This is a genomic window from Cloacibacillus sp. An23, from assembly GCF_002159945.1.
GTDB lineage: Bacteria > Synergistota > Synergistia > Synergistales > Synergistaceae > Caccocola.
This window is the reverse complement of the sequence record NZ_NFJQ01000007.1, coordinates 133,150-154,250: the sequence shown is the minus strand read 5'-3', so window position 1 is coordinate 154,250 and position 21,101 is coordinate 133,150. Positions and strand designations below refer to the sequence as shown.

Annotated in this window: 23 protein-coding genes and 1 tRNA gene; 11 read left to right on the top strand and 13 right to left on the bottom strand. The window is 62.0% G+C overall.

Annotated elements, in window-relative coordinates:
• Positions 1 to 6: 6 nt before the first annotated feature.
• Both pbpC and B5F39_RS08445 read left to right on the top strand, forming a co-directional pair.
• Positions 7 to 2,199, top strand: a complete 2,193-nt coding sequence (pbpC, locus tag B5F39_RS08450; protein WP_158095994.1) for a penicillin-binding protein 1C — start codon at positions 7 to 9, stop codon at positions 2,197 to 2,199.
• Positions 2,200 to 2,503: 304 nt separating this feature from the next.
• Positions 2,504 to 2,947, top strand: a complete 444-nt coding sequence (locus B5F39_RS08445) for a CGGC domain-containing protein (RefSeq protein ID WP_087365962.1) — start codon at positions 2,504 to 2,506, stop codon at positions 2,945 to 2,947.
• A 118-nt stretch (positions 2,948 to 3,065) separates the two neighbouring features.
• Here B5F39_RS08445 and B5F39_RS08440 read toward each other — a convergent pair whose 3' ends face one another.
• Positions 3,066 to 3,257 carry a hypothetical protein gene (locus B5F39_RS08440; protein WP_087365960.1) on the bottom strand — a complete coding sequence of 64 codons (192 nt, stop codon included), beginning with the start codon at positions 3,255 to 3,257 and terminating at the stop codon, positions 3,066 to 3,068.
• Positions 3,258 to 3,275: 18 nt separating this feature from the next.
• On the opposite strand from B5F39_RS08440, the gene B5F39_RS08435 reads away from it, so the two are divergent.
• Positions 3,276 to 3,974 (top strand): substrate-binding domain-containing protein, encoded by a 699-nt coding sequence (locus B5F39_RS08435; protein ID WP_255376022.1) that lies wholly within the window; start codon positions 3,276 to 3,278, stop codon positions 3,972 to 3,974.
• Between the two features lie 143 nt (positions 3,975 to 4,117).
• Here B5F39_RS08435 and B5F39_RS08430 read toward each other — a convergent pair whose 3' ends face one another.
• The 4 genes from B5F39_RS08430 to B5F39_RS08415 all read right to left on the bottom strand — a co-directional run bounded on the left by B5F39_RS08430 (position 4,118) and on the right by B5F39_RS08415 (position 8,214).
• Positions 4,118 to 5,341 (bottom strand): FAD-dependent oxidoreductase, encoded by a 1,224-nt coding sequence (locus B5F39_RS08430; protein WP_087365954.1) that lies wholly within the window; start codon positions 5,339 to 5,341, stop codon positions 4,118 to 4,120.
• 1 nt (position 5,342) lies between these two features.
• Positions 5,343 to 5,795, bottom strand: coding sequence for a 4Fe-4S dicluster domain-containing protein (locus tag B5F39_RS08425; protein ID WP_087365951.1), 453 nt, complete (start codon positions 5,793 to 5,795; stop codon positions 5,343 to 5,345).
• Between the two features lie 18 nt (positions 5,796 to 5,813).
• On the bottom strand, positions 5,814 to 7,697 hold the full coding sequence (cooS, locus tag B5F39_RS08420; protein ID WP_087365948.1) for an anaerobic carbon-monoxide dehydrogenase catalytic subunit: 1,884 nt from the start codon (positions 7,695 to 7,697) through the stop codon (positions 5,814 to 5,816).
• A 67-nt stretch (positions 7,698 to 7,764) separates the two neighbouring features.
• Entirely contained in the window at positions 7,765 to 8,214 is a 450-nt protein-coding gene (locus tag B5F39_RS08415; protein WP_239391188.1) for an Rrf2 family transcriptional regulator, read from the bottom strand.
• A 133-nt stretch (positions 8,215 to 8,347) separates the two neighbouring features.
• Between B5F39_RS08415 and B5F39_RS08410 the strand changes: the two genes are divergently transcribed.
• Positions 8,348 to 8,899: a chromate transporter gene (locus B5F39_RS08410; protein WP_087365945.1), complete on the top strand. Its 552-nt coding sequence runs from the start codon at positions 8,348 to 8,350 to the stop codon at positions 8,897 to 8,899.
• The gene (locus B5F39_RS08405; protein ID WP_087365942.1) at positions 8,900 to 9,463 is read left to right on the top strand and encodes a chromate transporter; all 564 of its coding nucleotides are present in this window, start codon (positions 8,900 to 8,902) and stop codon (positions 9,461 to 9,463) included.
• 89 nt (positions 9,464 to 9,552) lie between these two features.
• Here B5F39_RS08405 and B5F39_RS08400 read toward each other — a convergent pair.
• The 6 genes from B5F39_RS08400 to B5F39_RS08375 form a co-directional block, all read right to left on the bottom strand.
• A tRNA-Arg gene (locus B5F39_RS08400) sits at positions 9,553 to 9,629 on the bottom strand.
• Positions 9,630 to 9,693: 64 nt separating this feature from the next.
• Positions 9,694 to 10,626 carry a PDZ domain-containing protein gene (locus tag B5F39_RS08395; RefSeq protein WP_143330698.1) on the bottom strand — a complete coding sequence of 311 codons (933 nt, stop codon included), beginning with the start codon at positions 10,624 to 10,626 and terminating at the stop codon, positions 9,694 to 9,696.
• A 446-nt stretch (positions 10,627 to 11,072) separates the two neighbouring features.
• On the bottom strand, positions 11,073 to 12,104 hold the full coding sequence (locus B5F39_RS08390) for a hypothetical protein (protein WP_087365936.1): 1,032 nt from the start codon (positions 12,102 to 12,104) through the stop codon (positions 11,073 to 11,075).
• Positions 12,101 to 12,643, bottom strand: a complete 543-nt coding sequence (locus B5F39_RS08385; protein WP_087365933.1) for a hypothetical protein — start codon at positions 12,641 to 12,643, stop codon at positions 12,101 to 12,103. The genes B5F39_RS08390 and B5F39_RS08385 overlap by 4 nt, the downstream gene beginning before the upstream one ends.
• Positions 12,644 to 12,668: 25 nt before the next feature.
• Positions 12,669 to 13,289: a histidine phosphatase family protein gene (locus tag B5F39_RS08380; RefSeq protein WP_087365929.1), complete on the bottom strand. Its 621-nt coding sequence runs from the start codon at positions 13,287 to 13,289 to the stop codon at positions 12,669 to 12,671.
• Between the two features lie 45 nt (positions 13,290 to 13,334).
• Positions 13,335 to 14,273, bottom strand: a complete 939-nt coding sequence (locus B5F39_RS08375) for a LysR family transcriptional regulator (RefSeq protein ID WP_158095993.1) — start codon at positions 14,271 to 14,273, stop codon at positions 13,335 to 13,337.
• A gap of 163 nt (positions 14,274 to 14,436) precedes the next feature.
• Between B5F39_RS08375 and B5F39_RS08370 the strand changes: the two genes are divergently transcribed.
• The 6 genes from B5F39_RS08370 (at position 14,437) to B5F39_RS08345 (ending at position 19,055) form a co-directional block, all read left to right on the top strand.
• Positions 14,437 to 15,045, top strand: a complete 609-nt coding sequence (locus B5F39_RS08370; protein ID WP_087365924.1) for a chromate transporter — start codon at positions 14,437 to 14,439, stop codon at positions 15,043 to 15,045.
• Positions 15,042 to 15,617 (top strand): chromate transporter, encoded by a 576-nt coding sequence (locus B5F39_RS08365; RefSeq protein ID WP_087365921.1) that lies wholly within the window; start codon positions 15,042 to 15,044, stop codon positions 15,615 to 15,617. The genes B5F39_RS08370 and B5F39_RS08365 overlap by 4 nt, the downstream gene beginning before the upstream one ends.
• A gap of 138 nt (positions 15,618 to 15,755) precedes the next feature.
• Entirely contained in the window at positions 15,756 to 16,286 is a 531-nt protein-coding gene (locus B5F39_RS08360; RefSeq protein WP_087365918.1) for a PepSY domain-containing protein, read from the top strand.
• 155 nt (positions 16,287 to 16,441) lie between these two features.
• Positions 16,442 to 16,954 (top strand): PepSY domain-containing protein, encoded by a 513-nt coding sequence (locus B5F39_RS08355; RefSeq protein WP_087365915.1) that lies wholly within the window; start codon positions 16,442 to 16,444, stop codon positions 16,952 to 16,954.
• 84 nt (positions 16,955 to 17,038) lie between these two features.
• Positions 17,039 to 17,713 (top strand): response regulator transcription factor, encoded by a 675-nt coding sequence (locus B5F39_RS08350; RefSeq protein ID WP_087365912.1) that lies wholly within the window; start codon positions 17,039 to 17,041, stop codon positions 17,711 to 17,713.
• Between the two features lie 4 nt (positions 17,714 to 17,717).
• Positions 17,718 to 19,055: a HAMP domain-containing sensor histidine kinase gene (locus tag B5F39_RS08345; protein ID WP_087365909.1), complete on the top strand. Its 1,338-nt coding sequence runs from the start codon at positions 17,718 to 17,720 to the stop codon at positions 19,053 to 19,055.
• A 333-nt stretch (positions 19,056 to 19,388) separates the two neighbouring features.
• On the opposite strand, the gene B5F39_RS08340 is transcribed toward B5F39_RS08345, so the two are convergent.
• Both B5F39_RS08340 and B5F39_RS08335 read right to left on the bottom strand, forming a co-directional pair.
• Complete coding sequence (locus B5F39_RS08340; RefSeq protein ID WP_087366106.1) at positions 19,389 to 20,714, bottom strand: UDP-glucose/GDP-mannose dehydrogenase family protein; 1,326 nt, start codon at positions 20,712 to 20,714, stop codon at positions 19,389 to 19,391.
• A gap of 9 nt (positions 20,715 to 20,723) precedes the next feature.
• Complete coding sequence (locus B5F39_RS08335) at positions 20,724 to 21,095, bottom strand: hypothetical protein (RefSeq protein ID WP_087365906.1); 372 nt, start codon at positions 21,093 to 21,095, stop codon at positions 20,724 to 20,726.
• Positions 21,096 to 21,101: the final 6 nt, after the last annotated feature.

Below are 21,101 nucleotides of genomic sequence, written 5' to 3'. Positions count from 1 at the left end.
ATATTCTTGTGCATATACGGCGCGGCGGCTCGCGCCCTTCCGATGGAGCGCGTACTGCGCCGCCCATCGTCGCTCGTCGTCACTGACATGCGCGGCGCGCCGCTGCGCGGCAGGCTTTCGTCCGAGGGTGAATGGCTGCTCCCCGTCCCGCTCTCCGAGATGGGGCGCTGGATGCCAGCCGCGGCGGTCGCGATAGAGGACAGGCGTTTTTACGCGCACCGCGGCGTGGACTGGCTCGCGCTCGCGCGCGCGGCGTACCAGAACGCGACCGTGGGGCGCGTCGTCTCCGGCGCTTCGACGATAACGAGCCAGGTCGTCCGCCTCGCGGTGCCGCGCGAGCGCACTCTGCCGAACAAGCTGCTCGAATTCACGCAGGCGGCGGCTCTCGAATTCATCCTCACAAAAGACGAAATACTCGAAATCTACCTGAACAGCGTCCCATTCGGCGGCAACACGCGCGGCGTGGAAGCCGCGGCGCGCGCGTGGTTCGGCAAATCCGCGAAGGAGCTGACCCTCGCCGAGGCCGCGCTGCTCACGGGAATACTGCGCGGCCCGGCCTACTACCGCCCAGACCGCCACCCGGAGCGGGCGCTCGAACTGCGCGACAGGCTCATAGACACGCTCGCCGAGCGCGGCGCCGCTGCCGCCGAGGAGGCGCGCCGCGCGAAGCGCGAGCCTCTGCCGAAGGCGCGGCGCGACATAGCCTCCGCTCGCATACAGGCGGCGGACATGGCCGCGAAAATGGGCGGCGCGCGCGAACATCTCGACAAATACGGGCGCTTCCGCTCGACGCTCGACTCCGGCAAACAGAACCTGCTGCTCGCAGAGCTGCGCGCCGCGCTCATAAACATGGACGAAGGCGTCACGGCCGCCGCCGTGCTAGTGGAGAACGAAACCGCGAAAGTGCGCGGCTACATCGGCAACGCGCGCGAAGGCACCGGCGCGCCCGCCGCGTGGGTGGACTGCGCAGCCTCGCCGCGTTCGCCCGGCTCCGCGCTGAAACCTTTCATATACGCGCTCGCCTTCGAACGCGGAGCCGCCGCCCCCGCGACTATGATAGCGGACGTTCCCGACGGCGACGGAGCGGCGGGCGTGCGCAACTTCGACCGGCTCTACCGCGGCCCCGTCTCCGCGCGCGCCGCGCTCGTAGACTCGCTCAACGTCCCGGCCGTGAAAATGTTCCGCGCCGCGGGCCCCGAGAACGTCCTCGGCCTGCTGCGCCGTCTCGGATTCACCTCGCTCAGCCACGACGCGGCGTGGTATGGAGAGAGCCTCGCGCTAGGCGGATGCGAGACCTCGCCACTCGAACTCGCGCGGGCCTACCGCGCGCTCGCAGCCGGAGGCCGGTATGCGCCGCTCGTCTGGTACGAAAACGCGCCCGCCCCAGAAGAGACGCCCGTGCTCTCCGAAGCCTCCGCCGCGCTCGTCCTCGACGCGCTCAAAGGCGCGCGCCGCAATCTCCCCGCCTACGCGGGGGCGGAAACCGACGGGAAAATCATAGCCTTCAAGACAGGCACGTCGTACGGCATGCGCGACGCGTGGGCCGCCGCAGTCACTCCCGAGTGGACGCTCGTAGTCTGGCTCGGCGATCCGGGCGGCAGGCCGCGCCCCAACCTCGCGGGCCTCACCGCCGCCGCCCCCGCCGCCGTGCGCGTCATGCTGCGCCTGACGCAGAAAAACGACCCGTGGTTCGCGCTCCCCACAGGCGTCGAAAAAACAGAACTCTGCGCGCTCTCGGGCGCGCCGCGCAATCCGTACTGCCCTCAGAAAACGACCGACTTGGTCATAAAAAACGTAACAAGCACGGAGCCCTGCCGCATCCACGTAATGCGCGGCGGCGAGCTGAAAACAGTCTGGCCCGACGAACTCGCGCGCTTCTTCGCCTCGCGCGGAAACGCCGGGACGGCGGCGCGCCTCAAAATAACCTCGCCGCGCGACGGCGCGGCCTACACGCTCGCCGAAAACGGAGGGCGGCTGATACTCACGGCGGCGGGCGGCGATGGCGCGCTCTACTGGTTCGCCGACGGAGAATACATAGGCTCGACGGAGGGCGGGCGTACAGTCGCGTGGCCCATGACGCCCGGCGGACATCTCATAACGGCGGCCGACTCAGGCGGCGCGGCGGCGAAAGCAAAAATCACCGTAAAAGACCCGAGCGCAGAGCTGCCGTACCTGCCTGAGCTTGAAGCGATAGAATGACCGCGGCGCCCCCGGACGACGGACGAACCGCCCCACAAACGCCTTCCAATCCATTAGCCGGAAACGGAGGCGGCGCACGGTTCTCGTATGGCTTACGCCGCGCAAACGACGCGCGTTGCTGCGCTTCCGCGCTTTCAGCAAAGGGGTGTCCGCGCAGGCGCACGTCACGAATTTCATCACCGCTTCGCCGCAGCCGAACTCGCGAAGCCGCTGAAACCCGCCGCGTAAAATTGCCCGGCGAGGCGCGGCGATAGTATAATTCAGACGTGGGGAAAATCAAAAAACTCTATCAGGAGGGAGAAACATGGGCATAAAATTCGTACTCATAATACAGTGCGACGTCGCGCGGCAGAGATGCAGCGGCTTCGCCTGCACCGACAGCTTCTACGAGCGCGCCGGATTCTTCAAAGACTGCGGCTACGCTCACGGCGTCCGCTACATCGCGCTCACCTGCGGCGGCTGCTGCGGAGCGAGCCTCGCCTCGAAACTCGAACACTTCTCGAAAAAACTCGCCCAAGCGACGGGAATCAAGAAAGACGAGGTCGCCGTCCACCTCTCGTCCTGCATGGTCACGGACAACTACCACCACGACCGCTGCCCGCACCTCGGCTACATCAAAGCGCTCGTCCTCAAAAAAGGCTTCAAGAACATCGTAGACGGCACGTTCAAAAGCGAAAACGCCACGAAAAAACGCGAAGCGGGAATATACAAAAGCTACGAAATGCAGAAACTCGACTGCGCGGAATAACAGCTCCGCGCCCGCCTTCCGTTTCCGGCGGCACGCCGGGACGGAGCGCATACGCGCAGCGAAGCGCGGCGTCGGAATCCCTTCCTGCGCCGCGCTTCACCGCCGCTTGTACGGCTGCTTATATGAGTCTTCTCACCCTGTCGAGAAACTCTTTTCTCTCCTTTTCGCCGCTTTTGCCGATCTCGTCGAAATTTTCCCAGCGCGCTCCGTTCAAGCCGACGGCCTTGAAAACCGCGCTTATCATAACGCCGCGCACGGGGTCGCCGAATTTGCTTACAAGGTCGCCCGTAGAGGCGGAAGAGGTCGTCACTATCAGCGTTTCTGCTATATCGCGCGCCGGCTTCAGCCCTTCGGCGGACGGCTGCGCGCGGCAGGGAAGGCAGGCGGAGAAATCACCGGCACGCTGCGCGTATCGATGCCGGAAACGATTCTGACATACAAAAGCCAGCCGTTTATACGGGCTTTCCGCGAGGCGGCCCCGCGCGTGAAACTTCTCGTGCAGACGCAGAACTGCTACGCGGCGCGCTGCAGGCTGCTGAACGGGGAAATCGACGTTGCAGTGCATTACAACGTGGGCGGCGCGTCCGGCTCCGTCGTGACCCACGAGCTCGCGGATTTCCGTCAGGCGCTCGTCGCGTCGCCTTCGCTCGCCGCCGAAGAAGGGGATTTCGTCTCATGCGGGCAGCACAAGAGCGTCACTCTGATCAGCAACGACAAGCACTGTATCTCCCAGGAAATATTCGACGGCTACCTGCGCGAACGCGACATATTTATCGAAAACGTGATAGAGCTGTGGAGCGTCGAGGCTATCAAACGCAGCGTAATGAGCGACCTCGGCGTCGCCTTCCTTCCGTATTTCGCCGTCAGCGGCGAACTTGAAAGCGGGCAGCTCGTAGAACTGGAAACCGAGCTCAAGGAAAACCGCATCACGGCTTTCTGCTCGTACCATAAAAATAAATGGAAAAGCCCCGCGATAGAGCTTTTCATAAATCTCGCGAAGGAATATTTTTCAGGCGGCAGCGTCTGAGAGAGGCGGCGCGTCCGGAAAACCATGACAGAGCCCCGCGTTTTCCACAAAAGTTTATCCGCAGTACAAGAAGAGGCCCCCGCACGGGGGCCTCGAATCATTTCTCTAAAGTTCGCAGACACTGGGACTGCGCCGGCAAGTCTCTACTCCCACGCATACTTTCCGTTCGCCGCGTCGTAGCGCCAGAAGTCGGCGTAGCTTAGCTCCGACAGGCGTTTGCCGGGGACGGCGGGGTTTATGCCGCGCTTTATTATTTCCTGCCAGAAGCCGGTGTTGCCGATGTCGCCCTGGATGGTGATGTGGACGAGTTTTCCGTCGCGAATGACGGCTTTCGCGTATCCGCCGCGGCTTTCGGCGGTCAGCACTTCGTCGCCTTCGTTCGCGTTGTTGGGGCCGAGCGAGAGGGTCGTGAGGCCGAAGAAGTTCATGGTGTTTTTCATCGCGTAGCGGTCGGTGTATTCGGCTTCGACTCCGCACATGTTTTTCGCGGCTATTTCGCCCTGGAGCGCGGCGTTGGGCCATATCCCGGAGAGGCCCGCCGCGTCGCCGGCGGCGTAAACGTCGGGGACGTTGGTGCGCATGCGCCCGTCGGTGACGATCCGGCGGTCGAGCTCTATTCCGCTGCCTTCGAGGAACTCTATGTTCGGGCGCACGCCGGCGCTGACTACGAGGAAGTCCGCGGGAAGGCGCGTGCCGTCGTCGAGCATGACGGCGGCGACGTTGCCGTCCGCGTCGAGCTCCGCGGCGCTGGCTTTTTTCGAAAGGTAGAATTCGCATCCCGCTTTCTCGAACAGCGCCTTGTAGGGCGCGGCTGCCGTTTCGTCGAGCTGCAAGGGGCAGAGCCTGTCTTCCATCTCGACTATGCGGCATTTCACGCCGCGTTCGGCGAGGGCGTAGGCGGCGTCGAGGCCGACGAGGCCGGAGCCGACTATGACGCATTCTTTCGCGTTTTTCGCCGCTTCGCTGATTTTGCGCGCGTCGTCCAAGTCGCGGAGGCCGTAGACGTTTTTACCGTCGCGGAAGCCCGGCACGGGCGGGATGAAGTATCTCGCGCCGGTGGTGATCAGCAGGCGGTCGTAGTGTATCTGGCCGCTTTTAGCGCCGAGGACGGCCTTTTCTTCGGGCAGCACTTTCGTGATTTCTTCGCCGGCGATGAATTCCACGCGGTTTTTGTCGAAGAAGTCCGCTCCGGCGAAGTTTATCTCTTCGGCGCTTTTGCGTCCGCCGATGAAGTGGTGGAGCATGCAGCGCGAGTGCGGCGCGGCGTCCTTCGCAACGACGGTTATTTCGTCGTCGGGGCGCAGGGCGCGTATTTTGCGCGCGGCGGCTATTCCTGCGGCGGAGCATCCGATTATGAGATGTTTCATGTCAGCGCACCTCCTCTACGTATATGGCCTCTTTCGGGCACGCTTTGACGCAGGCGGGGCCTTCTTCGCGCCCTTCGCAGAAGTCGCATTTTATGACTTTCTGGCGCGTGAGCGTGTCAGGCTTGGGCAGGCCGAAGGGGCAGTTCATAACGCACATGAAGCACGCTCCGCATTTGTTTTCGTCGTATGTGACGAGGCCGGTCTCCGGGTCTTTGCTCATAGCGCCGCTCATGCAGCTCGTGACGCACATCGGTTCGTCGCAGTGGCGGCAGAATATGGGCTTGTAGCTTTTTCCCGCGCCGAGGCGGATGAAGCAGCGGCTTTCGCTTTCAGCGCCGCCGAGGTCGAGCGTGTAGATGTCCTCTTCGCCGTCGTTACGGTGCGCGTTCATACAGGCGAGGGTGCAGTTCATGCAGCCGTCGCATTTGTCGGCGTCTATAAAAATACGCTTCATCGCAGCCGCCCTCCTTTCTTAGATGTTCAGGGCCGCGCGGCGGTCGAGGATTATCCGCTCCAGCGTATCGGCGGCGGTCGCCGCGTTCGGATCTATTATCACCTGTCCGCCCGTGAGGCTCTTCATCTGCTCCGTGAGCACGTCCACGACGACTTTGCTTCCCGTGATGAAGGGCGGCTCGCCGAGATGGAGCGGCAGTCCGAGCGCAAGGCCGAATGCTCCGTCGGCGAGCGCCTGCTCTTCGAGCCACTGAGGGGCGGAGAGTACGAGCGGCATCTGCGGCAGGTCTACGCCCAGCGCCGCGGCGAGCTCCGTAGCGACTATCTCAAGACGGCCTATCGCGAGGCACGGGCCGAAGTTGAGCACGGGCGGGATGCCGAGCTTTTCGCAGACGGCGCGGAGTTTCGGCCCTGCGAGCTCCGCCGCTTTCGGCTCCATGAGACCGCAGTTCTCAAGCCCGCCGGACGAGCATCCCGCGGAGAGGACTATAATGTCGCGTTTGATCAGCTCTTTCGTCAGTTCGACCGTGAGCACGTCGTGCCCGCCGAAGGTGAGGTTCGAGCAGCCGACCACGCCCGCGACGCCCTTTATTTCGCCCGCGGCGATGAGGTCGATTAGCGGCTTCCAGTTGCCTCCGAGGAACTTTTTAAGCGAAACTTCGGAAACTCCGGTGATGGTGTCCTTGTTGCCGTGTTCCGGCATGAGGCGAAGCTCGACCTTGCCGCGGCGGTTCTTGTATGATTCGAGCACCTTGTCGATGATTCTGTCGGCGTCGGCTTCGCGCGTCTCGAAGACGAAGGGCATGTACTCGGCGTTGGATTTCTTCGCCACGTCGTCGAGGCATATCTGCTTTATGCCGAGCGCGTCGCAGATCGGCTCGATGCCGGGCAGGGTGCAGTTGAACTCGGAGAGCACCGCGTCTATCGCGCCGGTCGAAAGCACCGCTTCAGAGGTGAAATTGTTGCCGGCGTGTCCGACGAACACCTCGGTGTAGTGCGCGCCGCGGAGCTGCAAGTCCTGCCCGACGCAGGTGCAGCCGACGAGGCGGAAGCCCTTCGCGCCCGCCGCCTTGGCCTTCGCCTCGACGTCGGGCTGCACGAGCCTGTCCTGAAGGTACGAGAAGCATGAGTGCTGATGGCCCGTTATCATTATATTTATGTAGTCAGGGTCGATTACGCCGAGGCCGACGGGGGCGGGGCGTATCTCCGGCTCGCCGAGCATCACGTCGTTCAGCAGGTTCGTCAGCGTGAGGCCGTAGAGCCCCGTCGATATGCCGAGCTTGAGGCATGTCAGCAGCATGTCCACCGGGTCGGAGTTGAGGTTCGTCGAGCACTTTACGACGCCGTTGACTATCTCCGCGTTTGCACCGCCCGGAAGGATGCCGAGCTTTTCCCAGTTCGCGTAGCGCGGCGGGTAAGCCATCTTTTTGACCAGCTCCATCTTTTCGTAGGCGGGCTTGTAGATGTCGGCGAGCACCATATCGGCGACGGCGAGCGCCTTCTCGTACTTGTCGCCCCCGGTCACGCCGAAGAGCTCGCAGAGGTGCTCGAGAGCCTTCTCGCCCTTGATCTCGCCCTTCGCGAGCGCCGTGTTCTTCAGATTAAGCGCCGTGTTCTCGACGATGTGGATGTAGCAGCCGGAGCCCGCCGCGACCGCGCGCAGGAAATTGCGCGCCACGATGACGTCCGCGGTCGCGCCGCATATTCCCTTCGGCGCCTTCGGCGTCACGCGGCACGGACCGTTGGAACAGAGACGGCAGCAGACCCCCTGAAGCCCGAAGCCGCACTTCACCGACTGGCCCGCGACCCTATGATGCGAAGTCTCGTTGGGCAGCGTGCGTATGAAATCCTCGAGCGGTTTGTCCGCGCTCTTACATGTGTTGCACCCGAAACACTGATTCATAACTTTTCCTCCCACACATTAAATTTTTTTTGATATATCTACTCCACTTTTGGTGTAAAAAAATTCCTTATTTGAACATGGACGCTATGCTGCGGGACTTCAGCTCTTCCTCAAATTTCTGCTGAAGCTCCGACAAGTTGCTGTGAAAACGGCACTCTCCGCATAGCGCGTCGCGGCGCGGGCACTTGTAATCCGGCGCCATGCACGCGTTGACGAAAATGTTCTCGTTGATGCACACAAGAAGGTCGTACAGGGAAACCTTGTCGAGATCGACGGCGAGACGGCAGCCGCCGCCGACGCCCCTGAACACTTCGACATAGCCGCCCCTATGCAGCTTTTTAAGAATTTTATAGGCGAACTGGATAGGCACGAGCTCAACGTCGCAAATCTGGCCGACGTTAAGCTTTTCGCCGCCGGAGAGGGCCCTTAATATTCTTACCGCATAGTCGCTTTCTCTCGTCATTATCATATCGTATATTCCCTTCGTTATTATAATAACATAGTCGAGACTCTTCATCAACTATGGCGCGCGCTTTTATTCTACATTATTGGCCGGCATTGACAGGCAAGCCACTTATAGCCGATTCGCGGCTCTGGTAGTATAGTAACGAACTAGGCGGAAGCGCCTGAAAGGAGCTGCGTGGCGGAAGATGAAAGAACTTCTTGATCTATATCTGTCCTTCTTCAAAATGGGGAGCGTCACCTTCGGCGGCGGCTACACGATGCTGCCGATACTGAAAAGGGAATGCGTGGAAAAAAAGAGATGGGTCAGCGACGAGCAGGTGATGGACTTCTACGCCGTCAGCCAGGGGCTGCCCGGCATCATCGCGGTAAACGTCGCCGTATTCATCGGCTATCACGTCAGGCGCACGGCCGGCGGCATAGCCGCGGCGCTCGGCTGCGTCTCGCCGTGCATAATAATCATCAGCATAATAGCAGCCTTCCTCTCTAACTTTCAGGACAACATATACGTCAAAGAGGCCATGACCGGCGTTTCGATATGCGTCGTCGCGCTGATACTCGACGCTGTGCTCGGGCTCTGGAAAAAAGGCGTCAAGGATAAGCTCGGCGTCGCGGTATGCGCGGGCGTCTTCGTTCTGATGGAATTCACCTCAGTCTCGCCGATACCGATCATCGTCGGCGCGGCGCTGCTCGGCGTAAGTTATAAAACGCTCGCGGCGAAGAAAGAGGCGGCGAAGTAAATGATACTGCTTCAGCTTTTCATAGAATTTTTCAAAATAGGGCTCTTCGCCGTCGGCGGCGGAATGGCGACGATCCCGTTCCTTCAGGAGCTGAGCCAGCGCACGGGATGGTTCAGCGAGCGCTTCATCACAGACATGATAGCCATCTCGGAATCGACGCCCGGCCCGATAGGCATCAACATGGCGACCTACGTCGGCTTCAACCTAGCGGGCGTGACGGGCGGCATAATAGCGACGCTCGGCGTGATAGTCCCGGCGATAGTCATCGTTACGCTCGTCTCGAAATCGCTTGAAAAATTCAGCGGCAACAAGTACGTAGACTATATGTTCTACGGCCTGCGCCCCGCCGTAACGGGACTAATAGCCGCCGCGGGCTTCGACGTCTTCCGCATAGCGGTAGTCCACATAGGCGGCGCCGCGCCGCAGCTCTCCGCCCTTCCGTGGGGAAGGATAGCCTACTTCGCGATAATCCTTTTCCTCATCAGAAAATACAAAAAACACCCGATAGTCTACATAGCTTGCTCCGCGGCGGTAGGAATAATCGCCGCGCCGGTGTTTATGTAGCCGCCGCGATTTTGCATGATAATTTGAAAAATACAATAAGGTACGAAAAAAACCGCCCGGCGTTATACCGAGCGGCTTTCTTTTCATTATGGCGGGCCCGACCGGAATTGAACCGATGGCCTACTGCTTAGGAGGCAGTCGCTCTATCCATCTGAGCTACGGGTCCGTATCCGCGTCTGTTAGTCTACCATGAGAGCGGCTTTCGGCGCAAGGCTTTTTCGCAATTTCGCCTAGAGCTGGAGTCTCACGCTTCTCTCCTTTCCGTTCTCGGAGACGGTTATTTTCACTGCGGCTCCGACGGAGGCGCGGCGGTCTATGAAGGCGCAGAGCTGTTCCACGCTGACCTGCGCGGTGCTGTTGCCGTCGATCGCCGTGAGCGCAGCGCCCTTCTTCACTCCGGCGTATGCCGCGGCTGTCGCCGGGACGACGCTCTGGATCACCAGATAGCCCTGCGGCGTGCGCGCGTCTTCTGACAGCGTGAAGCCGAGGCGCTTGAAGGCGCTTCCGAGCTCAGCGCCGCCGGAGGCCGGAGACTTAACCGGGAGCGCATGCGGCGGAGCCGTCGCGGGCAGCGCGGCGGGTTCGTTCCAGCGGTAGCGCTCGCTGACGCTTTCAGAGACGTTGTAGGCTGGGGCCGTGACCGTCACGGTCGCCTTTTCCAGCGTGCGGTCTATCCAGTAGACTATCGTCAGGTTTTCCTGGAAGCCCGATACCTTGAGCGAACGCATCGGGTCGCTCGTATCGAGGGCCGTCGTCTGTCCCTGCGCCTGCCAGTATTCGTTGAGCTCGTAGAGCGCCGGCTGCGGGCCTATCCTCTCTATTATCTCGATCAGGTGCCTGCCCTGCTGCTCCGCGGTCTCGCGCGCGGCCTTTCGCACTTCCTCGGCGCGGCGCGCGTAGTCGCGTTCGCCGGAGCTGTAGCCGCCGCCGGAGTTCGAGAGCGCGCCTATTATGAGCCCTATGCCGAGTCCGCTTATGAACCAGTCGTCGTGCCAGTGGTGATACCTATGGTAGTAGCGCGGCGGCGGGGGCGGAGGCGGCGGCATGTGGCCCGGACGCACCGGAGGTCTCGGCGGAAGCGGACGCGGCCCGGGGTGTCCGGGGCGCGGCGGCATCGGACGGGACGGCGGCCCGCCCGGTCTTATGCCCGGTCTCGGAGGCATAGGGCGCGGAGGCCGGTTTATGCCGGGGTGCGGAGGCCCCGGCGGCCTGTGTATGCCTGGCGGCGGGCCGGGCTTCACGCCCGGCCTTGGAGGCATCGGACGCGGCGGCCTGTGCGCGCCTGGCGGCCCGCCGGGGCGCATGTGCGGCGGCGTGTGTCCCGGGCGCGGGCCGGGCCTCGGGGGCATCGGACGCGGCGCGGGGCCTCTCGCAGGGCCGCCGCGCGGCGGTCTCGGCGGCGGGCCCGGGTTTGCGAAGGCCGCGCCGGAAAACATCAGCAGTACCAGTATGGCCGATATTATTTTTTTCATTTTTCCGCTCCTTTCTCGTTTTTCGTCTTGCGGCAGTTTTATCGCCTGTTTTTATATTTCATCTGTTTCACTTATCAGCACGGCGCAGTCTATGGCGGCGGAACCGCGAAGGCGGCTCCGGACGGCGATGCCGCGTTTTAGGTCGCCGTTCCGCCGCGCGCCGTGAGGTGAAGGCGGCGCAGCGCGTCGTTTTTCGCGGTCGGGCTTTCGTTGTATGTCGCGGCGAGGCGCTGGAATAGCGCTAGGTTCGCATCCGCGTCTCCGCGCGCTATGCCGACGAGCATCGTGACGCGCTGGCTGTGGAAGAGCGCGGTCTGGTATATGAGCGCGCGCGCCTCGTCCTTCGTCCGCGCCGTTATCACGACGGCGGGGACGCCGCCTATCGTTTCTTCCGTCTGCGATATTATTTCAAGCTCGGCTCCGCGTTCTACGTTTTTTATCTCGCGCAGGGCGAATTCAGCGCGTTTCTCCGGCGCTATAAATTCGCGCGCCGCCGAGGATACGACGAATAGGGCATGGTCGGAGGCCTGCGTCGGTATTTTGCCGTCCTTCGTGTATATCAGCGCGTCCTGGCGGAAGCCGGCCAGACGAAAGGGCGTGCCTTCCGGATCGACGCCGCCGTAGAGCGGCCAGCCGGAGCTTTCCTCCGCGCCGTTCTCCCACCACGCGCTGCGTATCATGTCGAGCACGAACTGCGCCGAGGTCATGTCCTTCGCGTTGTAGGAGCCGCTTACCATCCAGCATTTGTCCGCGCCTCTGTCCACGATGAGCACCCATTTGCCGATGGTCGCGCCGTGGCCCTCCGCGAATATTTTCATCAGCTCGGCGCGGCTCCCGTTCCATATGAAGGAGTAGCGCGACTTGACCTCCATGTTGCCTTTTTTGAGCGCGTCGTTGGAGATTTCGTCGAGCAGGCGCGAGTAGGACATGTGCAGCAGCGAGCCCTCGAGCGAGACTTTTTTCTTTTTGTCTACTACGCCGTTTTCGATTTTCTCAAAGTTATAGCCCATTTTGGGCACGATGGCGACGGGGATGTCGAAGAAATTTTTATGCAGCACCGTCTTTTTGTTGTCGATGACCTCGGGCTCTCCGGCGAAGCAGGCGGGCGCGGCGGCAAGCGCCGCGGCGAGCATCAGCGCGGCGAGCGCGGAACGCAGAAGCCGCTTCACCGCGCGTCCCCCGATTCCGCCGGTTTGTCGCCGAAGCCGAGCTCCGGCAGGACTTTGTCCACAATGCCGTCGAATATGCTCTTGACGGAGCCGAGCTGGACTTCCTTCTTCAGCTCGCGGGCGTATCCCGCGGCCTCGCCGGTGCCGAGCTTTTCGAGCGCGGCGACCTCGCTGCGCGCGGCTTCGAAATTCTTCTCCTTTATATATATCATGGCGAGCTTATATCTGGCCTTCGCGTGGGCGCCGTCGGCCTTGACCGCGAGGGAATAGCATTCTTTCGCCGCCGCTCCGTCGCCCAGCCCCTCGCGCGCCTCGCCGAGCGCCGTCAGCACGGCCGCGTCCGCGCGCAGCGAAAATTTCTCCGCGCGCTCAAGATACGCCGCGGCCTGCGCGTAGTCGCCGGCCGCAAGCGCCTCCGTCCCCTTTTCGAGGCCGCGCCGTTTCACGGCCCCGGCCCCGAGCCACGCCGCCGAGGCGAGCAGGGCTATGGATATCACGGCGACGAGCGCCACCGCCGCGCCGCCGGTTCTTTTCTTCATATTTTTACCTCTTTTCGTTTCGCCGCTACAGCCGTTCGGCCTCCGGCGTCCAGTTGTATCTCACGAGGCGCATTCTTCCGCAGGATGGCTCTACGACGCTGATGCCGCAGTAGTCGAGCGCGAAGAAGAACATGTCGTTGAGGTCGAGGCCGAAGAGGCGCGCCGTTATGCTCCATATCGCGCCGCCGTGGGCGACTATCAGGATGTTGCCGCTTTCGTGAGCCGCGAGTATCTTCTCAAAGGCGGGCACAGCCCGGCGCTGGAGCTCCTCGAAGGTCTCGCCGCCCGGCGGGGCGGTGCTGGCGAATTTCATTCCGCGTTTTTCGTATATTTCGCGGAACTGGTCGCGCACCTCGTCGTAGGAGCGTCCGTCCCATTCTCCTAGGTCGATCTCGCGCAGCTCCGGAACGGCCGTCCCTTCCATTTCCGGGACGACGAGCGAGGCCGTCTCGACGGCGCGCTTCATGCCGCTCGTGTATAGCGCGTCGAACTTTATCCTGCCGCGCAGGAACGCCCCGACCCTAGAGGCGGCTTCGCGCCCCTCTTCCGAGAGCGGATAGTCCGTCCTTCCGTAGTAGACGCGCCCGCCGAAGGGCAGCTCGGGCTTCGCGTGGCGCATCAGATATATACGTTTGTTTTCAGCCATTTTTACCGGCTCCTTTTATCCCGCCGTTTCTTTTTTATGACGGCGTTATTGTATCATCTCGTTATGTGATTTTTGTGAGAGAGGCGCGGCTTCGCGCGAATCGGGGAAAGCCTCGGCGGCGGCGCGCAGCAGGCCGCGCAGCGAGGCCGTGAGGCGTCCGCTCCGCTTCCATACGAGCAGCGTCGAGACCGGCGGAAGGCCGCGCACTGGCAGGCAGCGTATTTTCTCCGACGGCGGCAGCACGCCCTCGTATAGGAACGCCGCGGCTGTGCCTTCCTCTATCATGCGCCGTATCGCCTCGAGCTGGTTCGTGCGCATGATCACGCGCGGCTCCGTCCCCGAGGCGGCGCAGCGCTCCTCGACGAAGCGCGAGAGGAATGTGTCCGATGCGAGCATGATGAGCGGCAGCTCCGCGCCTTCGGCGAGGCTCGCGGACTCGCGCCGCGCGAGCGGATGGCGCGACGGGAGATAGAGGGCCAGTCTCGTACGGCAAAGCTCAAGCACGCCGCAGCCTTCTGGCGGGGCCCCGTCCGCCGACGATGCGACGGCGGCCTCGAGCAGTCCGCGCCGCACCATCTCGAGGTTCGTGACGGTGCCGTTCTCCACCGCCTCTATCGAGCACGACGGGTACAGCCGGCGGTAGGACGCGAGCAGCGACGGAAAGACGAGCGTCTCAAGCATCGGAGGAACGCCGAGCCTGGGCGTCCGCGCCGTCCCCGCGAGGGCGAGCATCCTGCGCTCGAACGCCTCGGCCTCTTCGACGAGCCTCTCCGCCTCGCGCCGGAAGGCCTCGCCGTCCGCCGTCGGGACGACGCCGCGGCTGTTACGCTCAAGCAGCTCCATGCCGAACTCGTCCTCGAGGCTCCTGACCGCCTCGGAGACGCTGGGCTGCGATACGCGCAGCTCACGCGCGGCCTGCGTGAAACCGCCGCAGGCGCAGACGCGGATGAAATACCTAAGCTGAAGCAGTGTCACGGCGGTCACTCCATTCATAGGCTCGTCCGATGGCGCATAGGAAAAACTGTATTGGAATCTTGCGCGGCGGACGGCTACAATCATAAGGAAAAAGCGGCAAACGCCGCCGCTCCGATTATAGATGAGCGCGCGGCGCGCGGCAACACGAATCAACGGAAGGGGAGCCGTCCCTATGGAAGAAGAAAAAAACGAAAGCCCCGGGCGCGGAGAGGAAGCCCGAGGCGCGCACAAGCTGTGGACGCTTTTTAAGACCTGCTTCATAATCAGCGCCTGCACCTTCGGCGGCGGCATGGTCATAATCTCGATGCTCCAGCAGAAATTCGTCGAGGAGCTCCGCTGGATAGAGCAGGACGAGGTGATGGACATGGTCGCGATAGCGCAGTCCTGCCCCGGCGTGATGGCGGTCAACGCCTCAATAATAATAGGCTACCGCGTCGCGGGGACGGCGGGCGCGCTGCTGACGGTGATCGGCACGATACTGCCTCCGATGCTGATACTCACCGTCATCTCGATGTTCTACGCGCAGTTCCGAAGCAGCACGGTGGTCGCGCTCCTGCTGAAGGGGATGCAGGCCGGCGTCGCGGCGGTGATGATAAACGTCGGCGCGACGATGGCGGGCGGCGTGCTGAAGGACAGAAAGCCGCTGTCCGTCGCGATGCTCGCGGGAGCCTCCGCGGCGGCGGTGATTTTCCATATCGACATAATAGCGATACTGCTCGTCTGCGGCGTCATAGGCGGCGCTGCGGCCTTCCTCGGCGCGAGAAAGGGGAGCGCGGCGTGATATACTGGCAGCTCTTCAAAACCTTCCTGCTTCTTGGCGCGTTCAGCTTCGGCGGCGGCTACGCCTCGATGGAGCTGATACGCAGCCGCGTCGTCACGCTGCGCGGCTGGCTGACCAACGCGGAGTTCACCGACATAATCTCGATAGCCGAGATGACGCCGGGGCCGCTCGGCATAAACATAGCCTCCTTCGTCGGCACGAGGACGGCGGGCATACCGGGCACGATCCTCGCCACGACGGCCTACGTCCTCCCAGCCCTCGCCGTCGTGCTGATAATGGCGCGCCTCTACTACAAATGCCGCGGAACGGGCGGCGTCCAGGGCGTGCTCAAGGGGCTGCGCCCCGCGGTCGCCGCGATGGTGATAGCCGCGGCCGTGTCGCTCACCGGCATAGCGTGGTGGGGCGGCGTATCGCGCATATCCTTGCGCAGCACGAACGGCATCGCCGTGGCTCTCTCGCTGGCGGCGCTCTTCCTGCTGAGAAAGAAAAAAATAGGCCCCGTCACGGCGATCCTCGGCTGCGGCGCCGCCGGCGCGCTCGTCTACGCGCTGCTGGGCGTGCCGGTAAACTGAGGGCGCGGCGCGTGCTCTCACGCGCGAAGAGATTTTTCCCGGCCTAAATTTTTCTAATGATTTTCTAATATTTCTCGGCTATACTTATAGCATAAAGATTTCGGATAAGAAATCGCAAATATACGAGGAGGAACTGGAATGAAGAAATTCGTAGGATTGGTAGCGGCTATAGCGGTTGTTTTCGGAATCACGGCGATGTCGGCCTACGCGGCGCAGATTACCGAAGCGCAGGCTAAGGATATAGCGCTCAAGCACGCGGGCGTCGCGGCCGATCAGGCGCAGTTCACAAAAATGAAGATAGACAGAGACTTCGGGCGCGTGGAGTACGAGCTTGAGTTCTACGTAGGCAGCACGGAGTACGACTACGACATAGACGCGGCGACGGGACAGATACGTCAGTTCTCGCGCGAGGAGCACATGGTAGCCCCGCTCCAGAACAACGGCGGCGCGGCGGCCCCGCAGGGAGGACAGGGCATAAGCGAGCAGAAGGCCAAAGAGATAGCGCTCGCGAGAGTCCCCGGCGCGACGATGAACCACATCCGCAAGTTCAAGATCGACTACGACGACGGCATGAGGCTCTACGAGGGCGAGATATTCTACAACTTCAGGGAATACGAGTTCGAGATCAACGCGGACACGGGCGAGATAGTCTCGTGGGAGATAGACTAGAACGGAATAAAGAGACCATAGGGCCGGCGCTTCGCCGGCCTCTTTATTTCGCGGCGCGGTCCTTAATGTTTTTCTAATCCCCAATCCCTATACTTAAAAGCAGAACGGCTGCAGAGATTCAGTCCGTCCGTATCAATCAAGGGGGGCAAGCGGCGATGAAAAAACATTTGGGGATTCTGACCGCGGCTGCGTTAATCACGGCGGCCGCCGGCGCGGAGGCGGCGCAGATCACGGAGCAGCAGGCAATCGACATAGCGCTCAAACACGCGGGGCTCGAAGCGGGGCAGACGCAGTTCAAGAAGCTGAAATTCGATAAAGAAAGAAACGGGCGCTCGGAATACAAGCTTCATTTCTACGCGGGAGACAATGAATTCAAGTACGAGATAGACGCCGTGAACGGCATAGTGACAGGATTCTCGCAGGAGATAGGGCGCGAACCCGTCTACGGAGACGAGAAGGGGTTCATCGGCGAAGACAAGGCTGTGGCCGCGGCTCTAGCGAAGGTACCGGGCGCGCAGCCGAGCGACGTTAAAAAGCTCAGGCTCGACCGCGGCGAAAAAAGCCGGACCGCGAAGTATAAAGGCGTCATATTCCACGGCCTGAAAGAGTACAAGTTCGACATAGACGCCCGCAGCGGCGAATTTTTATCTTGGGAGATAGACTACTAACCGCGGCCCCGGCGGCGTTACATAGTGAAAGCGGGGGCGGCTGCGCGGCATCCCCCGCTTTCGTTTACAGAAGGTGCATAACAAATGCGGATACTTGTCGCTGAAGACGAAAAGGATTTGAACAGGCTCATCGCAGAGGCGCTCGAAGACGCGGGATACGCCGTAGACCGCTGCTTCAACGGCTCGGACGCGATGGACTACATAGACAGCACAGAGTACGACGCGGCTGTGCTGGACATACTCATGCCGGGCAAAAGCGGGCGCGAGGTGGTGCGCGAGATGCGCGCGCGCGGCATATCGACGCCAGTGCTCTTCCTGACGGCGCTCGACGGCGTGGACGACAGAGTCGCGGGGCTCGACGACGGCGCGGACGACTACCTCGTGAAGCCGTTCGCCTTCCGCGAGCTGCTCGCGCGCGTGCGGGCGATAACGCGCAAATACTCGACTACTAAAAACCCCGTGCTCACGGTGGGCGACCTGACGCTCGACACGGCCGCCCACAAGGTGACGCGCGGCGGAAAGGAGATAAATCTCTCCGCGCGCGAGTTCGCCGTGCTCGAGCTGCTGATGCGCAACAAAGGGACGGTGCTGTCGCGCGAAAAGATAGAGAACCACGTCTGGAGCTACGGCTACGAGGGCGGCTCCAACGTCGTGGACGTCTACATCAGCTACCTGCGGCGCAAGATAGACGACGGCTTCGACACGAAGCTACTCCACACGGCGCGCGGCGCCGGCTGGTCGGTAAAGGAACCGCAATAACGCCATGCGGCGCCTCTCCGTCAAAGCGAGTATAACGCTCTGGTTCTCGGCGCTGACGCTGCTCGTCACGGCGGCGGCGCTCGGCTTCATAATAGAGATGGGCGGCTCCATGCTTTCCAGCACGGCGCAGGAACGTCTCGCGCGCGCGGTGAACAGGAACTCCGAATACGTCGAATATAAGGAGAGCGAGAGATACGTCGCCTTCGAGCTCGACGAGGAGTTCGAGCCTTTCTCTATGGGGAGCTACACGCTGGTCTACACGCGCGCGGGGAAGCTGCTGTCAGGCGCGGAGCCTGACGGCTTTATCCCGACGCCGCTCACGGAGGGACCGCCGCGGTTGGTCGAAGGCGTGTCGAGCGATTTCTACGTCTACGACCGGTACGCCGACGGCGGACGCATCTGGGTGCGCGGCATCATGCCGGCCTCCGAACAGGACGATTTCCATGAAATGATGGTCCAGCTCGCATTTTTCCTGCTTCCGGCGCTCGTCGCCGCCGCGTCCCTGGGCTGCTATCTGATAGTGCGGCGCGCCTTCCGCCCGATGGACAGGATGATAGCTGCGGCTGACGCCATAGGCGAGGGCAGAGACCTCTCTCTGCGCATCGGCCTTCCGAAGCGCGACGACGAAATACATAAGATCGCGGCCGCGTTCGACGGTATGCTGGCGCGCCTCGAAGGCTCGTTCGAGGCCGAAAAGCAGTTCGCCTCCGACGCATCGCACGAGCTGCGCACGCCGACCGCCGTCATACTCGCACAGTGCGCCGCGCTCGACAAGGCCGGGCTTTCGGAAAGGGATTACAAAAACGGCGTCGCCGCGATAGAGCGCCAGGCGCAGAAGATGTCGCGGCTGATAAACCTGCTCCTGAACATCACGCGCTTCGAGCAGGGGACGGCGAAGCCCTCGTTCGAGCGGGCCGACCTAAGCGAACTCGCGGAAGTCGTCTGCCGCGAAATGTCCTCCGTGCGGGACGACGTAGAGCTCTCGCGCGAAATCGAGCCGGACATATACGCCGAAATAGACGTGCCGCTCATGTCGCGCCTCATAGAGAACTTAATAGAAAACGCCTTCAAATACGGCGGGGGCAAGGTCCACGTCAAACTCGCGCGCGACGGCGAAGACATAACGCTTTCCGTCGGAGACAACGGCCCCGGCATCCCGCCGGAGGAGCTGCCTAAGATATGGCAGCGCTTCTACCGCGCCGACAAATCGCGCTCGAGCGGCGGCCTCGGCCTAGGACTGTCGCTCGTCAAGCAGATAGCCTCGCTGCACGGCGCCCGGATAGAGGCCGAAAGCTTCATCGGCAGAGGCAGCGTGTTCACACTGACGATGCCGGCGAAGTAACCGGCGCAAAAAATATAAAGACGCGGACGCGGGCCGGAAGCTCCGTCCGCGTTTTTATAGTGAATTAACTAAAACAGCAAACATTTACGCCATTCAGGCAATCTTCTGGCCGGAATCTCCATCACTAGCCATCCCCAGCACCGAGGCTGAATGAAGCACGGAGGCTATATCGGGCATGGGACAGAAGTCCCGCATGGCCCGCCCCGTTTCACCTGGCGCAGGAGACTTGCTGGGCGACATACATTTTTTAGAAAAAGATTTCCGCCGCTCCGTGATTTTGCAGGAGCGGCGGAAATCTTTTTTATGCGTAACCGCGCGCGATGGGACGGCGCGCTACGGGAGCATGTTGCGCCCTATGCAGTAGTATTCAAAGCCGAGGGCTTTCATTTTTTCCGGGTCGCAGAGGTTGCGTCCGTCGAATACGATTTTGCGGCGCATCGCGGCTCCCGCGGCTTCCCAGTCGATTTCGCCGAACTCCGGCCATTCGGTGACGACGACGGCGCAGTCCGCGCCCTCCAGCAGCTCGCGCAGATTCCCCGCGAAGCGGACCGAGGCGGGGAGCAGACGGCGCGCCGCGCCCTCCGCGACCGGGTCGTAGGCGCGCACCTTCGCGCCGTCGTTTACCAGGCCGCGTATAAGCGTCAGCGACGGCGCTTCGCGCATGTCGTCGGTGCCCGGCTTGAAGGCGAGCCCCATGACGGCGGCGCACACGCCCTCCATGTCGGAGCCGAATCGCGCGCGCATCATCATGTGAAGCCTTTCTTTCTGCTTGCGGTTGACCTTGGCGACCGCGGAGGCGAGCGTCATATCCAGCCCCTGGCTTTCGCCTATGCAGCAGAGCGCTTCAACGTCCTTCGGGAAGCACGAGCCGCCGTAGCCGCAGCCGGCGTTGAGGAAATATTTCCCGATGCGGCGGTCGGAGGCTATGCCCTCTTTGACCGAGAGCACGTCGGCCCCGACTTTGTCGCAGAGCTGCGCTATCTCGTTCATAAAGCTGATACGCGCAGCGAGCATCGCGTTCGCCGCGTATTTCGTTATCTCCGCCGAGGCCGGGTCCATCATCAGTATCTTTTCCTCCGGCACGAAAGAGGAATAGAGCTCGCGCATCAGCGAACGCGCGGCGTCGGACGAGGCGCCTACGACGACGCGCTCCGGGTGCAGGCAGTCGCGCACCGCCATGCCTTCCTTAAGGAACTCAGGGTTGGAGATTATCTCAAGGTCAATGTTTTTCAAACCTCTTTCACTCAAATGACGGCGTATCCGGCGGCAGAGCAGCGTGCCTGTGCCGACCGGGACGGTGGATTTCACGACTATGCGGCATTCGGGGCCTATGTGCTCCGCTATTTCGTCCGCCGCGGCGAGCACCTGCGCGAGGTCGGCCTTCCCGTCGCCGGCGGGAGGCGTGCCGACCGCGATGAAGCACAGGCGCGCGCCTTCGATGGCCTCCTTCATAGACGACGAGAAGCCGAGGCGGCCCGCTTCCAGATTCGCGCGCAGAAGTTCGCCGAGCCCAGGCTCATATATAGGGCTTTCGCCCCGTTTGAGCTTAGCGACGCGCTCTTCGTCTATGTCCATGCAGCGCACTTCGTGCCCCTTTTCAGCAAAGCACACCCCGGTGACCAGGCCGACGTAGCCCGTTCCGACAACGCATATTTTCATTTTTTCCACCTAGCCTTTCGCCAGTACCGTTATGCCGGCGAGGATGAGCAGCGTACCGCATACCCTCGCGGCCGTTATTTTTTCGTGAAATATGAGAAAGCCGGCGGCGAGCAGCACGAGATAGACGACCGCCGACATTAGGGGATAGGCGAAGGTCAGCTCCGAGCGTGAGAGCGCCGCCGCCATGAAGAAGAACGAGACGCCGAAGAGCGCTATTCCGGCGAGCGTCAGAGGGTTCGACGCTATCCGCAGCACGGCGTTTACGATCCCGCCCGAGAGCATCGCGCCGTCGCCGCCGTAGGCGTGCCTCATTACGCTGCTTGCCGCCGCGTTGGTCATCGCGGCGGCGAGTATCAGAGCTATCGAGATTTTGTCAGTCATACGTCC